This is a genomic window from Pseudalkalibacillus salsuginis (genome assembly GCF_021646685.1).
GTDB lineage: Bacteria > Bacillota > Bacilli > Bacillales > Fictibacillaceae > Pseudalkalibacillus > Pseudalkalibacillus salsuginis.
On sequence record NZ_JAKJHW010000007.1, the window covers coordinates 39,331 to 53,829 of the forward strand.

A 14,499-nucleotide genomic window follows, 5' to 3' on the forward strand; every position below is an offset into this window, starting at 1 on the left:
GAGGTCCTGCTTTATGAACGAGAATCAAACGAAAGAGCAAGTTGCTGGGGTGGCTGCAGGTGCTGGAGCATACATACTATGGGGGTTTTTGCCGCTATATTGGAAGCTGATCAACCATGTCCCATCTGAAGAAATTTTAGCCCACCGGATGGTCTGGTCGTTCATTTTCATGTTGATTGTTTTAGCCGTTTTAGGAAGGCTAAAGAAGTTCACCCGTGAATTGAAGGAATTGATGGCGAATCGGAAAAAATTATTCGGTCTGATCTTTGCGGCCATCTTCATCACACTCAACTGGTATACCTATATTTGGGCTGTGAATAACAATCATGTCGTCGATGCAAGTCTCGGTTATTATATCAATCCGCTCGTCAGTGTCCTATTAGGGGTTATTGTCTTAAAAGAACGCCTTTCTTTCTGGCAAATCATTTCATTCGTACTTGCGGCCGTTGGGGTACTGATCTTAACCCTTCATTACGGAAGTATCCCCTGGGTTGCGATTTCATTAGCATTAAGCTTCGGATTGTACGGTTTGTTGAAAAAACTTACCGCTCTTGGGGCCCTTACTGGGCTGACAATCGAAACGTTGTTCATCACTCCAGTCGCCCTTCTTTATGTAAGTATGTTGGCAGCCAATGGCTCAAGTTCGTTCCAACCAGCAGATCCATTAACGGTTCTATTATTGGTCGGGGCAGGGGTCGCAACTGCAATTCCATTGTTGTTATTCGCCACTGGAGCAAACCGGATTTCGTTATCGATGATCGGATTCCTTCAATACATTGCGCCGACCATCATGCTGATTTTGGGAGTATTCCTCTACAATGAGATATTCTCTCAGGTACATCTCATCGCCTTCCTATTTATATGGTTTGCGTTGAGCATTTTCACCCTTTCAAACACAAGACTGCTCGCACGGTTCGAACCACGGTTAACCAAGGCAAAATCGTATAATGGATGATACAGAAAAGCCGAAGTGACCAGCGAAGAAGGTTATTGAAAGTCTTATACTTAGTCTTTAAAAAGCATACACGTCTCCAATGGGCTCCCATAAGTGAAGACCAGCTTACTGTATAGGATCAAAGAACTGTACGGAGAACGGCTGGAAGAGGAGTTCCCAGCCGTTGATATGGGAATGGAAATGATTGAGCAAGTACTGGTCCGCACCGTTTTTTCATGAAGGAATGCACCTTCAAGCAATTCTTGATTTGAAAAAATGCTTGAAAACCGCTAGTTTCACTTCTATGAAAGAAAGCTGATCCTCGCAAGAAAATCAGCTTTCTTTCATTCTATCGATAAATTCTTGAGCGGATTGCTTCGGATCGCTCGCATAGCTGATCGCCGTAATGACCGACACACCCTCAGCTCCAGCCTTTATGACTTCTGATGCGTTCGATGGCTGGATTCCTCCGATCCCGACGATCGGCAAAAGGATTCCTGCTTCCCGAAGTTCCTTTATGATCCGTGGGCCTTGAACTTCACGGGCATCCGCTTTCGTTTCGGTAGGGAACATCGGTCCAACACCGATGTAGTCAGCTCCTTTATTTACGGCCTCTGCTGCTTCTTCTACATTATGAGCGGAGACACCAAGTATTTTCGAGCCGATTTTTTCACGGACTAACTCGATCGCTTCATCATCTTGTCCGATATGCACCCCATCCGCATCAAGCTGTAAGGCTATATCGACATCATCATTAACGATGAATGGGACATGATGATCTCGACAGATTTCTTGGAGTTCCCTGGCAAAATTCCTTTTCGCATCACCAGTCAGGGATCCCTCACCTTTTTCACGGAACTGGAAAAGAGTGACACCTCCGTCAATCGCTTCTCGTAAAACATCCCTAGGGTTACGCTTACAATTCGGGCTTCCCATAATAAAATAAAGCTTCAACAGGTTTTTTCCCAAGTTCATTTCACTTCAACCCCTTGACGCTTGTAGGCCCAATGATTGGTAGGACCATTACCAGAGCCGATCTTCAGTTCATTATAAATTGCAGTAGTGATGAACTTTTTCGCGGTATGGACCGCCTCTTTCACCGAGTATCCTTTTGCAAGTTCTGCTGTAATCACTGCTGCGAAGGTACACCCAGTCCCGTGGGTATGGTCCGTTTTGATACGGGGACTCTTGAATTCATGGAACTCTTCCCCGTCATATAACAGGTCGACCGCATCATCATCCTCCGTATGGCCGCCTTTGATGACGACATTCATCGCACCTAACTGATAAAGTGCTTCAGCTGCTCCCTTCCGATCTTCTTCCATTTCGATTTTCATGCCAGTCAGTACTTCCGCTTCCGGAATATTCGGTGTAATTACATAGGCTCGCGGAAGGAGATGTTCCTTCATCGCTTCTACTGCCTCTTCCTGTAAAAGCCGAGAGCCTCCTTTGGCGATCATCACCGGGTCGACGACGAGTTTGTTCCACGAATTAGCCTCTACAAGGTCTCCCACTTTTTTTATGATAGCCGCACTGAAAAGCATCCCGGTTTTCAGCGCATCTGGTGCCAGATCGGCCGCAATCGAGTTGATCTGTTCTTCAATGGCTTCAACGGACATCGGATAAACGCCCTGGACACCTAATGTATTTTGTGCAGTCACAGCCGTAATGACCGACATCCCATAGACGCCCAGCTCCTGGAACGTCTTGAGATCAGCCTGGATGCCTGCACCCCCACCACTGTCAGAACCGGCAATCGTCAATGTCTTATAAGTCATTTCCTTTCACCTCCATTTATCCGAAATAGCGATGGTAAAGCGTTTTTGCCTCTGATATGTCCTTTGTCCCATGGATCAATGCCCGACCATCCTTGAATAGAACCATTCTCCTGCCCTCTACTGTAAACGATAGAAGGTACGGATTCTGCTCGACTCTTCCTCCCTTGTCTTCAAGCATTTCTTTCATGGCTGTCAAATCCCTTTGCTGACGGCCCGGAGGTCTGATCTGCACTGAATCTCTGCCGCATAACACCGCTGACTTGGTCTGATTTTCATAAGCAAGATAAGGATACGTCGATTCTCTCCCGCAAGAAAGACATTCGTTTTTTTTCGCCTTTGCTACGTTTATTGCTGTTTGCTGGTTTGTCCAAACATCAAAAGATACAAGTTTCCCTCTGAGGGCTTCCCAGTCCTCCACTAATATCTTCAAAGCCTCAGCCGCTTGGTACGCAACGACCATTTGGACGGCTGGGCTTATGATGCCGGCTGTATCACAGGTCAGTCCGCCGATCGGGACAGAATCCAGCAGGCAATTCAAGCAAGGTGTAGTCCCGGGGAGGATGGTGAAACTGATCCCATAGCTTCCAACGCATGCTCCGTAAATCCAGGGGACGCTGTATTTTTGTGAAATATCATTGATCATCATCCGTGTATCGAAATTATCAGTGGCATCCAAAATAAGGTCCGCACCAGTAATGAGGTTTTCTAATTCTTCTGGTGTTGCATCAAGAACATGCGCTTGAATTTCAACATCCGAATTGATGTGGGAAAGACGCGATTTTGCCGCAATCGCTTTCGGTAGCCGGTCCTCTGCATCTCTCTCCCCATATAACTGCTGGCGCTGGAGATTGCTCCATTCGACATAATCACGGTCGACAATGGTTAGCTTGCCGATGCCTGCACGGACGAGCGCTTCCGCATTCCCTGTCCCGAGTGCGCCTGCTCCGATGATCAGCACATGCTTTTCCCTTATTTTCTCCTGCCCTTCCTCTCCGATCGGAGTGAATAATGTTTGCCTTGAATAGCGGTCGGTCAACCGATGCTCATCCCTTCAGCAGGGCTGCTCGCCGTTGCGTACCGTTTTTTAGGGATCCGGCCAGCCTCGAATCCGAGACGGCCCGCTTCGATCGCAAGCTTCATCGCTTTCGCCATCCTAACCGGATCTTCTACTGCAGAAACCGCTGTATTCAAAAGCACGGCGTCAGCCCCTAGTTCCATCGCATAGGCAGCATCCGCAGGCGAACCGATACCTGCGTCAACGATCACAGGGACGTTCGATTGCTCAATGATGAAACTCAAGTTCAACGGATTGATGATCCCTTGCCCTGACCCGATCGGTGAAGCCCCTGGCATGATCGCATGTGCCCCAAGTTCTTCTAGGCGTCTCGCCAGGACGACGTCATCAGACGTGTAAGGCAATACAATGAAACCTTCCTTCACTAATTCCTCTGTCGCTTTCAACGTTTCCACTGGATCCGGAAGCAACGTCTTGTCGCAGCCGATCACTTCGACCTTGACCATGTCGCAAAGACCGGATGCTTTAGCAAGCTTCGCGTGACGGACTGCTTCTTCAGCGGTTTTTGCCCCTGCGGTGTTCGGCAGGAATGTATACTTCTCCAAATCCAGTTTTTCTAAAAAGTTGGGTTGGCTAGGCTCGAAGATGTTCATCCGCCGTACCGTGAACGTAAGGATTTCCGTTTCCGATGCTTCGACCGCTTCCTTCTGGACGTCAAAGTTCGGGTATTTCCCTGTCCCGAGCAACAACCTTGATTGGAATGAGTCATTACCGATTTTCAACATTTCAACCGCCTCCTACGAATTGCACAATTTCAATTTTATCTCCATCCTTCACTTCCGCTTTCGGATGGTGGTCTTTCTCAAGGATCGATTCGTTATGCTCAATCATTAACACACGTTTTTCCAATTGGAAATGTTCAACGAGGTCTGAAACGTGCTGAACTGTATCTGGTACAGTCACTATTTCACCATTGATCTTCAATTCCATTTTCATCAACTCCTATTGCACCTGTACAGGTATCCGGTTCATTTGAAAAGCTGAATTCCAGTCTTTCTTAATAGCAATGCCATCAATGAGATCGGCAATGACCTCCCCCGTGACTGGAGCTAATAAAATACCGTTACGGTAATGACCCGTCGCCACAAACAGATGCTTCAATTCGGGATGTTCACCAAGATAGGGCAAAGCATCTTTCGTCTGCGGACGAATCCCCGCCCAGGCTTTCTCCCATTCGGCTTCACCTACACCAGGTACGACCTTCTTTGCCGCTTCCATCAACCGTGAGATCCCATCAAGCGTGACGGTTTCATCGAAAAGCCCCGGCCTCTCGGTTGCCCCGATAATCAACCGACCTCCAGCCTTCGGGACAATGTAGCAATCATCTGAAAAAATCGTTCCGTTTATGAGCCGTTTTCGTGTTTTGACAGAAAAGCACTCCCCTTTGACGGGATAGGTTTCGAGGTTGACGCCCGCTTCCTTCAGAAGGGTTTCACTCCAGGCACCCCCGGCGACGACAACATGTTCAGCACGGTTCAGGCCGCTATTCGTTTCGACACCCTTGATTTCAACACCCTCTTTTACAAAACGATGGACTTCGGTAAATTCACGGATCTCAGCCCCTAGTGTCACTGCAGCTTGTGCGAGCGCCTTTGTCAATTTGGTTGCGGAGACCTGTCCGTCGTTCGGAATGTACATGGCTCCGAGTACATCTGTCGACAATGCGGGTTCTCCCTTTTGAAGCTGTTCCGCAGCCACCCAATGCGTCTCTTCCCCTAATTGGTTTTGAGCATTGATCAATGACTGGAACCGGACTACTTGTTCCTCTGTTCTCGCCACTTTATAGATCCCGTTTTTTTCGTATTCGATATCGATTCCTGTGAGGCTTTTAAGGTCAGCAGCCAGATCAGGAAACATCGTGCGGCTTTGTTTTCCCAACCGGAACAGCGGGCTGTCTTCCTCAAGCTCTGTCTGGGCACCGAGCATCCCTGCTGCTGCACTGGAAGCTTTCCCTGCTGTCGAACCTTTTTCGAGAATGATGACAGACTTCCCTCTTTTTGACAGATGGTAAGCAATCGAACAGCCGATGACGCCCGCCCCGATGACGATTACATCATAATGAGTTCGCATTCTCTTCCTCCTCTGCACGCATTTTTTCCTTGTAGGCTCTTACGGATTTCAGTGGATTTTTAGCTTTTAAAATGCCGGACATCACGGCGACGCCTTTCGCTCCAGCATTGAGGACATCCGCCGTATTTCCTGGCTTGATGCCACCGATCGCGATGACCGGTATGCTTATTCTTTGGGCGAGGATCTCTAACACCTTCACCCCTCTTGGCTCAAGGCCAGGCTTGGAGGCTGTTTCAAAAATGTGCCCGAAGATGACATAATCCGCTCCCTCATCCTGGACCTTCAACGCTTCTTCCAGGGTATGGACCGAGCGGCCAATTTTTAGAAGTGGAAAGGATTTCTTCACAACTGAAACTTCCAAGCTATGATTGGCCAACTGGACTCCTCCTGCCTCCGATACGATCGCGATATCGACACGGTCATTGATGATGATTTTTCCGAGTGGCACCCCGTTGTTCACCAACTGTTCGACTGCCTTCATGTGTTCCTTCGCTGTCCAGGACCTCTCACGGATATGGATAAAGTCGACCTGTTCATGGATCATGCTAACAATCTCGGAAAACTCAGCTGCCGATTGACTTCCAGTTGAAATGATGTGGAGTTCATGGTGCATTTCCTTCCCACCTTCCTTTCTTTCTAGTAACGGACATCCCCCACCGGGAAGAGGGGCCAGACGACCGAAAGATAATAGCCTAATAGAATCAATACGCCAAGATATGCGACGAATATGCCATCGTTTAACGAGAACCCTAACTTATAGTAGTAGGTTCGGTCCCTCTCCCCTGTAAAACGCTTCGCTTCCATGGCGACGGCTATACGGTGCGCCCGTCGGATGCTTTGGGATAACAACGGAATCGAGTAGGACTTGATTTTAAAATAGAATGCTCTAACCCCCCGCTCCTGTTCGACACCTCTAACTTTCATCGCATTACGGATCGTCAAAAATTCTTCGATCATGATCGGAATCAACCGAAGACCCGCCATGAAGCTATAGGCGTATTTCGGATTCAGCTTTACTTGCTGCATCAGGGAATAGAACAAGTTGACGGGTCGGGTTGTAAGCGCGAAGGTAAGGCCAAGCGTTGCAAAAATCAATGCCCGGAAGCCGAGATGAAGGCCACGGTAAAAGCTCTCTTCCGTAATATGGACTAGTCCCCACTTCATCCATGTCGTATCGCCTTTCCCGAACAAAATCATCGACGAGGAAGTCGAAATGAAAATAATCAGAAAGGGAATCAACAGAAGGCTCACCCGCTTTTTCGGGTGGCCGGAAAAGACCCAGAGCAAAAGCAAGGCACCGAAGGTCAGGTTGATCAGCCAATTGATCTGATGAACGAATAGGACAAAGATGAACATCAGGATCATAGTGAAAAGTTTCAGTGTCGGATTGATTTTATGAAGCCAGGTTTCGTTGAAGCTAAGGTCCATTTCCATCACTCCTAGGCATGGGCATGCTCCTTCACACGTACGTGGACATCGCTTGATAGTAAACCGTTTTTTATTGTCCAGACGCGGGTCGCGAAATGCTCGACGATGTTTGTATCATGCGTCACCATGAGGATGGTAGCGCCTTCTTGTTGATAGTCTTCCAGCATCTCCAGCAGCGCGAATGTGTTTTTAGAGTCCTGCCCGAACGTCGGCTCATCCAACAGTATAATCGGCTGGCCTTTGACAATCGAAGCTGCTACGCTCAACCTTCGCTTCTGTCCCATCGACAGATGATACGGGTGATGCTGTTGAAACGGAGTGAGTCGGAAGCGATCTAGCAACTCAAAGACCTTCTTTCGTATGTCCGGCTCCTCTAACTTCTCAAGCCTCAACCCATAAGCGATTTCCTCAAATACCGAGTTGGTCACAAACTGGAATTCCGGATTTTGGAAGACGAAGGTCAGGTGATCGGCAATCCGTTTCCCCTTTTTCACGGGAGTTCCGTGGATTTCAAACGTGCCTGACGTCTTGATGAATTGCATGAGTGCATGGAACAGTGTAGACTTTCCTGCCCCGTTTTCCCCGATGACCGCAATCCACTCTCCTGCCCGTACCGTCGCTTCCCCAACTGAAATAAAGGGCTTCTTTTTCCGGTACCCTTGAAAGTGGTTGAGGTGAAGCACAACGTCGGTATGAGATGGCGTCAGATTCTTCAACGGTCGGCTGCTTAAATAATCCTGCCAGACGCCGGGATACCAGATACCCTGCTCCTTCATCGTATTCCGATCGTTTTTCAAGATCTTATTTTTATCGCCATCTGAAATGATTTCACCCAGCTCATTGAACAGGATGATGCGATCAACCAGGTCTAGGACATGATCAAGCTTATGCTCTACGATCAGCAGAGTTTTATCGGCGCTGATCGCTTTGACTGTTTCCCAGATATCTTCCGTCCCTTGTGGATCGAGGAGGGCTGTCGGCTCATCCAGGAACAGGACCTCAGGCTCTAGTGCCAGGACCGACGCAATCGCCAGCCGTTGCTTCATCCCTCCAGATAACGTATGGATATTGGTATGTGGATCAATCTGGTGTAAACCTACTGCTTTTAAAAGCGCTGTGATCCTATCGGGCATATCTATACGGGGAACTTGCAGGTTTTCGAGAACGAAAGCAAGCTCCTCGTCTACATAGGGCATACAAAATTGCGAGTCTGGATCTTGGAACACATACCCCCAGGAAGCTGGCTGCTGGAAATGATCTGCTTTCATCGGAACCTCTACCGATTTCGGGATGATTCCCGAAAGGACTTGAAGCAAGGTTGATTTTCCGCACCCTGACGGACCGAGCAGCAGGACTTTTTCCCCTTTTTCAATATGGATCGATAAGTCCTTGAAAAGCATCTGCCCGTCGCCTGGAAACTTGAGACGGAGATTGTCAAGTTGGATCATCGAATCACCCCATTACTGATCGAGAGCATCGTAATCTTGTTTTGAAGCCGGTCGCACCAGGTTCGTCACCCCGGTCTTTTCAAGTGCTTTCACGAGATAATAGGCCGCCACTCCTGCGATCAGGATCGAACCGATAATACGAAAACCAAGAAACAGGCTGAGATTCCACAAAGCGAGATCCTCGATATAGCCTTTGTAATAATCCATGATGATCGAACCGACCGCCGAACCGATGGCCGCAAGACTTACGACCGTAACATCAAAACGCTTATACCGGAATGCCATGAAGACGAGCTCCGCGAACAATCCTTGTACGACACCGAACAGAAGCACTTCAAGACCCCACTCTGATCCGACCAGGAACTCACCTGAAGCGGCTGCGACTTCAGCAAGAAAAGCGACCCCTGGTTTCCGGATGATGAGGTAGGCGACGGTCGCAGCCATGAACCACATTCCATAGATCAATTGATCGATGTGGAGCCCGAGTGGTTTTACAAAATAATAAAGCGGTCCCCACAGCTTATAGACAATTCCAAAGCCGATGGCGATGACAATCGTGACGAGTATATCTGTCAGCTTCAGACCTCTGTTCATGATATCTGGCCCTTTCCTGTTCCGACATATGATTGAAGGTCGAACGGCCATTTTTGCAAGGTGTAGGCCATATCCCAGAACTCGTATTCATACTGGCTGCTGATGATGAAATGCTCCTTCATCCTCTCGCGGTCTTGGTCGGTGACGTTTTCGGCAATCTGGTCGAGTCTATTGATCTGTTCCTCCACAAGCTCTCGGAACCATTCCCCTCCATATGCAGCTATCCATTCCTGGTAGATCGGTTCCTCAGGCTTGAATTCTTGAAGTCGTTCGCCGATTTCGTAATAAAGCCAGTAACACGGTAAAATCGCTGCGATGATATCCCCTAGATGTCCGAATTGCGCTGCGCGGTACATATGGGATGAATAGGCATATGCTGTCGGTGCCGGTTTGAAGGTGGAACGTTCTTCGTCCGTAATACCGAGTTGTTTTGAAAAATTCTCATGCAAGGACAATTCCGCTTCGTAAGTGCCTTTCGCATGGGCCGCCATGCTAGCGGTCGTTTCAATGTTCGGTGATTTCGCTGCTCCTAGCGATTGAACTCTCGCAAAATGGGACAGGTAGTAGGCATCCTGCAGAACGTAATACCGGAAGTTCTCGAGCGGTAGTGTTCCATCCGCGATCCCAGTCACAAATGGATGCTTGAAGCTTGCCTCCCAAATCGGATCTGCTGCTTCCCTTACGTACTTTGAAAAAGACATGTTTATTCCTCTCCTTTTCCAGACGACCCACGTTCTGCCATTATTTCAATTAAAAAACCACTTCCTTTTTTACAAAGAAAGTGGTCGGTTGGATGATAGAATCGGTCCATAGTCGTTATGTAACCCTAACCACCACTTCCCTACGCTGGTGTAAACCAGATCAGGTTCCAAGGGTCTTAAAGCTATACTTTAATCTCAGCCTTTACGAGAAGGCCCCCCTAGTGGATCGTCTTATATAGTTATTTTCGATGTAATCGTAACATGTATAACTGAAAAGTCAAATGATTTCAATCGGAAAATCGCTTTAGGAGTGATTTTTCATCTATCGATTTAGGAGCATTGCTGTCTGATTGCAGAATTAATCTGTTCACTTCCGAGCATATTCTGTTCATTCTCAAGGGTATTGTGTTCATTACTGAATTTAATCTGTTCACTCTTTGATTAATCTGTTCACTTCCAGAATTAATTTGATCACTTCAAACAAGATTCTGTTCACTTCGAAGATTATTCTGTTCAAACTCAGTAAACAACCCATCAGACGAGCAAACCTTACTTGACGAGCGAATTTTTAAAGGCATAGATGACGGCTTGTGTCCGGTCCTGAACTTCAAGTTTGTCAAGGATGTTGCTGACGTGGGTTTTCACTGTTTTCAATGCGATCACCAGTTCATCCGCAATTTCCTGGTTCGTCTTCCCTTCGGTTATCAGCATCAAAATTTCGAGCTCCCGGTTCGTCAGATCTTCATGCGGCGGCCGGGCATTACCACGCCGCATTTTCGTCATCATCTTCCCAGTCACCTCGGGCTCAAGCACCATTTCACCGCGATAGGTGGCGCGGACCGCATCGGCAATTGTACTCGCCTTCGAGGTTTTCAGCATATAACTTGTCGCTCCGCTTTCAAGTGCAGGATACACCTTCTCATCATCAAGGAAACTCGTGACAATGATGATCTTTGCTCCTGGCCATTGGTCGATGATCCGCTTCGTTGCTTCAATCCCGTCCATTTCTTTCATGACGAGATCCATCAAAATCACATCTGGGCGCAGCTCAAGCGCCAGATCGACTGCTTCGCCGCCATCCCCTGCTTCACCGACGACTTCAATATCCGGTTGATTCGACAGATAAGCCGCTACCCCGATTCTTACCATTTCGTGGTCATCTGCAAATAAGACTCTAATCAACGTATCCCATCCCCCTCTCGTATGACAGGTATTCTTACTTCCAGCCGCGTCCCCTTGTCAGGCACGCTGATGATCTTCAATGTCCCACCAAGTTCTACGGCACGTTCATGCATGTTTTGTAGTCCATATGAGCCTGCCTTGCTCGTTTCAACATCAAAGCCGACTCCATCATCGACAACCCGCATAAGAACGGTTCCTTCACGTTCGATACATAATACCTCAAGTGAGTTTGCCTTCGCATGACGAAGCGTGTTGGACACCGATTCTTGTAAAATCCGGAACAAGTGGTCCTCGACACCTTTTTTCAATGGAATCGATTCAAGCTTCCATTCGATTTCAAGCGGTACTTTTTGTGAGAGCTCCAGAAGCAATTCTTTGATGCCTTCTTCAAGCGTCTTCCCTTTCAGCGCAACTGGCCTCAAGTGTAAAAGAAGTGCGCGCATTTCCAGCTGGGATTGATGGATCATCCCTTCGACAAGTTTCAGCTGCTTCCGTTTTCCATCTTCCGCTCCCTCATTCGATTCATTTACCGCAGACATCAACATCGATGCTGCGAACAATTGCTGGCTGACGGAATCATGAAGCTCTCGTGCCAAACGGTTCCTTTCTTCTGAAACGACCTTTTGGATCCGCTTCTCCTGATCTTCTGCTTTTTCATTCGCGAGCTTCTGGGATAGCTTTGTCTGTTCTGATATATGCTGTTGAACTCTTTCCAATGAAGACCAGATGTCATCAAATTCCTGGGTTTTAGTCTTGACATTAACGGCTTCCATCGGCCGTCCTTGTCCGATTTGGGCAAGAGCGTTTACCACATGCTCCAGCTGCCTCCGCCAGTAAATTCCGGAACTGAAACCAAAAACGATGCCGATCAAAGTACTGACAAAGAATGCGAACAGGATGAACGGTAAGTCTAGTATTTTCCTAGACCACAAGAGTGACCAATCATTCAACGGAAAGGTGAAGAAAAACACGCCTACCATAAAAAGGAGAAGTGTTAGGGATACGGCTAAGCCAAGCAGGACCTGACGTTGTATGATATTCATGTCCGCTTCACCTCAAGATCTCCGATCATCATCGAGGTGATGATCTTAACCCTATGATGCGATTGTTCAAAGCCTGCGGACTGGTAAGAAAGACATTGGTTGAACATCTTCGATTCATAATGCTCAAAGATCCTGCTCGTTCCTGCAATCACAGAATGACCAATACTGACATCGAGCTCGTATGGGACAAGGATTTTGATGTTTCCGACGAAACTCCGGATCACAATGGTCGATTCACCTTTCGGAAGGACCGTATTCCCGAGGTCGATCACCGTGTCTCCTATGCCACACTGGATATTCACGTCGTTCCACTCATACGCATGCTCAGGAGTCTGCTGTCTTCCAAAAAGATTATTCTTTAATAACGGCCTGCGTTTAAACATCGCCTGGTCCCTTGCTACTGTTTGCGGTTCCTGGATATCAGGCGTGATATACGCCGGATCCTGCTTCGACTGGGCAAACTGGATGACAGCATAGATGAAAAGAGCGATCAGAAGGAACTTGAACGCCATCGTATTCAAGATCGTCAAGGCGAAAGCAACAACCCCGAACCAGAACAACAGCTTCCCGATCATCTTATCGTACTTTTTTCGGCCGACATAAATACAACCTGCAGTGAGTATTAAAAAGAAAATGGGACCCATGCCATGAAAAGAAATTTCCAACAATAATAAGATGACCCCTATTATTAATAGCCAGCTCACTTTATCAGTTTTTGTTTTCATAATGTTTTCCCTGGGTCCCCCTTCTGTATTTGACAGCTGATAAGCGGCGGATCTCTTTGTCAGTTTTGTCCGTCCGGTACTCACGTAGGGCAAACTACGCTCCGTTCCTCCCGAACCTCACTTCCGCGACCTCCTTGCTTCTCAACTGTCAATGATCGTGGAAGTTTCCAACTGAGCGGCGGATCTCTTTGTCAGTTCGCATTTCAGACTATCAATTTATTTCGTGATGTTAGCCTTTCATCAAAAAAGTCTTTAATTCTATAACTCAGACGAATTAGAAACAAGTCGTTCGACGCATGCTGGTTTTGAGGACCTGAGTGACGAGCCGTTCTTGCATGGAGCCTACTCGTTGTTATCGAGGAAGCTTTATTCTGAAAAGGAACGCCTTTACGTCGGAGCCGTTCCCCGAACATTGCGGAAAGGCGCAGGGTATCTACGCCTTTCTTTTCTAATAGCATACCATTTTTTGCTTAAACGGTAGTATGCTTTTCCTCTTTTTGCATTTCTTTTTCCAATTGTGCGATCCGTGCATCGATGGTGTGCCGGTGATAGTTTGAATTCACTTGATGCTCTAGACGGTCGAGATATTGCTCGATTTCACCGAAACGTGAGAAAGACTTGCTTGAAAATTCGTTGGAGGCGACCACTTTATCCATACGGTGATGGGCACGTGTGATGTTTTCGCGACCCATCAGCTCCATGCGCTTGATGTACATATCCTTAAGCTTATGCTGCATTACTTCATATTTTTGTTCAAGTTCTTCAAGCTGTTGCACCGCTTTTTCTTTGGAAGCCTTCAGACGTGCTGCCCGCTCGCTATACTGCTCATGCTCTTGGACAGCGAATTTATGAAGCTCTTCTTCGTTGGCCTGCAATGCAATTTCTGCCTGATGTTTTCTTTTTTCAGCAAGTTCTGCTGCTTTCTCATACTCACGTGTAAACTCTTCACTTAACATATATTGGCGTTCAACCAACTTACGAACTTTCTCGACTTCCTTTTCACATTCCCGAAGATACTGGTTAAGGACACTGATCGGATTTTTCCGTTCTTTTTCGTCCAGAATGTCATGAAAATCTGCTTCAATCGTCTCTTTTAATCTTCTGAAAAGTTTTGCCATATTTTACTCTCTCCTTTTTATTAGTTTCGATTCAACTCTGCCCATTCACGCTCAAAGTTCGTGAAAGGATCATCGTCTTTTTCCACTTTTTCAGTAACGCCATCTTCTTTCTTCCATTCCTTGTACACGACATATAGGATGTACAGGGCAACAGCTCCGAGGATAGCTGGCACATTTGCGGCCGCGATACAAATCGCAATGATCCCGACAGCGGCCCAAAAGATTTTCTTAGATGTCTCTTCCGACTTCGTAAAGCGCTTCACTGCATAATAACCAATGACGAGACTGATCATGAGCCCGATCATCGGACCGACGTTTGCAATGAGGACGATCGCCGCGATTGCTCCTAGAATAAAAAGTCCTAGCTTTTTCATCGTTTCTTTCCCTCCTTCTTTTCTTGTCT

The 14,499-nt window shown here is 47.3% G+C and carries 18 protein-coding genes and 1 riboswitch; of the genes, 2 read left to right on the forward strand and 16 right to left on the reverse strand.

What is annotated here, in order from left to right:
• The first annotated feature begins 13 nt into the window (after positions 1 to 13).
• Entirely contained in the window at positions 14 to 955 is a 942-nt protein-coding gene (gene rarD, locus L1611_RS16260) for an EamA family transporter RarD (protein WP_236314773.1), read from the forward strand.
• A gap of 93 nt (positions 956 to 1,048) precedes the next feature.
• On the forward strand, positions 1,049 to 1,174 hold the full coding sequence (locus L1611_RS20835; protein WP_322972568.1) for a hypothetical protein: 126 nt from the start codon (positions 1,049 to 1,051) through the stop codon (positions 1,172 to 1,174).
• Positions 1,175 to 1,267: 93 nt separating this feature from the next.
• Here L1611_RS20835 and thiE read toward each other — a convergent pair whose 3' ends face one another.
• The 16 genes from thiE to L1611_RS16345 form a co-directional block, all read right to left on the reverse strand.
• Complete coding sequence (thiE, locus tag L1611_RS16270) at positions 1,268 to 1,909, reverse strand: thiamine phosphate synthase (protein ID WP_236314774.1); 642 nt, start codon at positions 1,907 to 1,909, stop codon at positions 1,268 to 1,270.
• On the reverse strand, positions 1,906 to 2,712 hold the full coding sequence (gene thiD / locus L1611_RS16275; protein ID WP_236314775.1) for a bifunctional hydroxymethylpyrimidine kinase/phosphomethylpyrimidine kinase: 807 nt from the start codon (positions 2,710 to 2,712) through the stop codon (positions 1,906 to 1,908). Before thiD ends, thiE begins: the two co-directional genes overlap by 4 nt.
• A gap of 16 nt (positions 2,713 to 2,728) precedes the next feature.
• Positions 2,729 to 3,748, reverse strand: a complete 1,020-nt coding sequence (locus L1611_RS16280) for a thiazole biosynthesis adenylyltransferase ThiF (protein WP_236314776.1) — start codon at positions 3,746 to 3,748, stop codon at positions 2,729 to 2,731.
• Positions 3,745 to 4,512, reverse strand: coding sequence for a thiazole synthase (locus tag L1611_RS16285; protein WP_236314777.1), 768 nt, complete (start codon positions 4,510 to 4,512; stop codon positions 3,745 to 3,747). Before L1611_RS16285 ends, L1611_RS16280 begins: the two co-directional genes overlap by 4 nt.
• A 1-nt stretch (position 4,513) precedes the next feature.
• Positions 4,514 to 4,717 (reverse strand): sulfur carrier protein ThiS, encoded by a 204-nt coding sequence (gene thiS, locus L1611_RS16290; RefSeq protein ID WP_236314778.1) that lies wholly within the window; start codon positions 4,715 to 4,717, stop codon positions 4,514 to 4,516.
• A 12-nt stretch (positions 4,718 to 4,729) separates the two neighbouring features.
• Positions 4,730 to 5,857 (reverse strand): glycine oxidase ThiO, encoded by a 1,128-nt coding sequence (thiO, locus tag L1611_RS16295; RefSeq protein ID WP_236314779.1) that lies wholly within the window; start codon positions 5,855 to 5,857, stop codon positions 4,730 to 4,732.
• A complete protein-coding gene (gene tenI, locus L1611_RS16300) occupies positions 5,841 to 6,470 on the reverse strand; it encodes a thiazole tautomerase TenI (RefSeq protein ID WP_236314780.1) in 630 nt (209 codons plus the stop codon). Before tenI ends, thiO begins: the two co-directional genes overlap by 17 nt.
• Positions 6,471 to 6,493: 23 nt before the next feature.
• On the reverse strand, positions 6,494 to 7,291 hold the full coding sequence (locus tag L1611_RS16305; protein ID WP_236314781.1) for an energy-coupling factor transporter transmembrane component T family protein: 798 nt from the start codon (positions 7,289 to 7,291) through the stop codon (positions 6,494 to 6,496).
• Between the two features lie 5 nt (positions 7,292 to 7,296).
• The gene (locus tag L1611_RS16310) at positions 7,297 to 8,733 is read right to left on the reverse strand and encodes an ABC transporter ATP-binding protein (protein ID WP_236314782.1); all 1,437 of its coding nucleotides are present in this window, start codon (positions 8,731 to 8,733) and stop codon (positions 7,297 to 7,299) included.
• Between the two features lie 12 nt (positions 8,734 to 8,745).
• A complete protein-coding gene (locus L1611_RS16315; RefSeq protein ID WP_225066049.1) occupies positions 8,746 to 9,327 on the reverse strand; it encodes an ECF transporter S component in 582 nt (193 codons plus the stop codon).
• Complete coding sequence (gene tenA, locus L1611_RS16320; protein ID WP_236314783.1) at positions 9,324 to 10,028, reverse strand: thiaminase II; 705 nt, start codon at positions 10,026 to 10,028, stop codon at positions 9,324 to 9,326. The genes L1611_RS16315 and tenA overlap by 4 nt, the downstream gene beginning before the upstream one ends.
• 120 nt (positions 10,029 to 10,148) lie before the next feature.
• Positions 10,149 to 10,258: riboswitch (TPP riboswitch) on the reverse strand.
• 319 nt (positions 10,259 to 10,577) lie between these two features.
• Positions 10,578 to 11,210 (reverse strand): response regulator transcription factor, encoded by a 633-nt coding sequence (locus L1611_RS16325; RefSeq protein ID WP_236314784.1) that lies wholly within the window; start codon positions 11,208 to 11,210, stop codon positions 10,578 to 10,580.
• A complete protein-coding gene (locus L1611_RS16330) occupies positions 11,207 to 12,253 on the reverse strand; it encodes a sensor histidine kinase (protein ID WP_236314785.1) in 1,047 nt (348 codons plus the stop codon). The genes L1611_RS16325 and L1611_RS16330 overlap by 4 nt, the downstream gene beginning before the upstream one ends.
• A complete protein-coding gene (gene liaF, locus L1611_RS16335) occupies positions 12,250 to 12,978 on the reverse strand; it encodes a cell wall-active antibiotics response protein LiaF (protein ID WP_236314786.1) in 729 nt (242 codons plus the stop codon). The genes L1611_RS16330 and liaF overlap by 4 nt, the downstream gene beginning before the upstream one ends.
• 470 nt (positions 12,979 to 13,448) lie before the next feature.
• Complete coding sequence (locus L1611_RS16340; protein WP_236314787.1) at positions 13,449 to 14,096, reverse strand: PspA/IM30 family protein; 648 nt, start codon at positions 14,094 to 14,096, stop codon at positions 13,449 to 13,451.
• Positions 14,097 to 14,116: 20 nt separating this feature from the next.
• Positions 14,117 to 14,470, reverse strand: a complete 354-nt coding sequence (locus L1611_RS16345) for a lmo0954 family membrane protein (protein WP_236314788.1) — start codon at positions 14,468 to 14,470, stop codon at positions 14,117 to 14,119.
• Between the last annotated feature and the right edge of the window lie 29 nt (positions 14,471 to 14,499).

Coding starts and splice junctions, on each gene's coding strand:
- rarD (WP_236314773.1), top strand. CDS start 14: ATGAACGAGAATCAAACGAAAGAGCAAGTTGCTGGGGTGGCTGCAGGT.
- thiE (WP_236314774.1), bottom strand. CDS start 1,909: ATGAACTTGGGAAAAAACCTGTTGAAGCTTTATTTTATTATGGGAAGC.
- thiD (WP_236314775.1), bottom strand. CDS start 2,712: ATGACTTATAAGACATTGACGATTGCCGGTTCTGACAGTGGTGGGGGT.
- L1611_RS16285 (WP_236314777.1), bottom strand. CDS start 4,512: ATGTTGAAAATCGGTAATGACTCATTCCAATCAAGGTTGTTGCTCGGG.
- thiS (WP_236314778.1), bottom strand. CDS start 4,717: ATGGAATTGAAGATCAATGGTGAAATAGTGACTGTACCAGATACAGTT.
- thiO (WP_236314779.1), bottom strand. CDS start 5,857: ATGCGAACTCATTATGATGTAATCGTCATCGGGGCGGGCGTCATCGGC.
- tenI (WP_236314780.1), bottom strand. CDS start 6,470: ATGCACCATGAACTCCACATCATTTCAACTGGAAGTCAATCGGCAGCT.
- L1611_RS16305 (WP_236314781.1), bottom strand. CDS start 7,291: ATGGAAATGGACCTTAGCTTCAACGAAACCTGGCTTCATAAAATCAAT.
- L1611_RS16310 (WP_236314782.1), bottom strand. CDS start 8,733: ATGATCCAACTTGACAATCTCCGTCTCAAGTTTCCAGGCGACGGGCAG.
- L1611_RS16315 (WP_225066049.1), bottom strand. CDS start 9,327: ATGAACAGAGGTCTGAAGCTGACAGATATACTCGTCACGATTGTCATC.
- tenA (WP_236314783.1), bottom strand. CDS start 10,028: ATGTCTTTTTCAAAGTACGTAAGGGAAGCAGCAGATCCGATTTGGGAG.
- L1611_RS16330 (WP_236314785.1), bottom strand. CDS start 12,253: ATGAATATCATACAACGTCAGGTCCTGCTTGGCTTAGCCGTATCCCTA.
- liaF (WP_236314786.1), bottom strand. CDS start 12,978: ATGAAAACAAAAACTGATAAAGTGAGCTGGCTATTAATAATAGGGGTC.
- L1611_RS16340 (WP_236314787.1), bottom strand. CDS start 14,096: ATGGCAAAACTTTTCAGAAGATTAAAAGAGACGATTGAAGCAGATTTT.
- L1611_RS16345 (WP_236314788.1), bottom strand. CDS start 14,470: ATGAAAAAGCTAGGACTTTTTATTCTAGGAGCAATCGCGGCGATCGTC.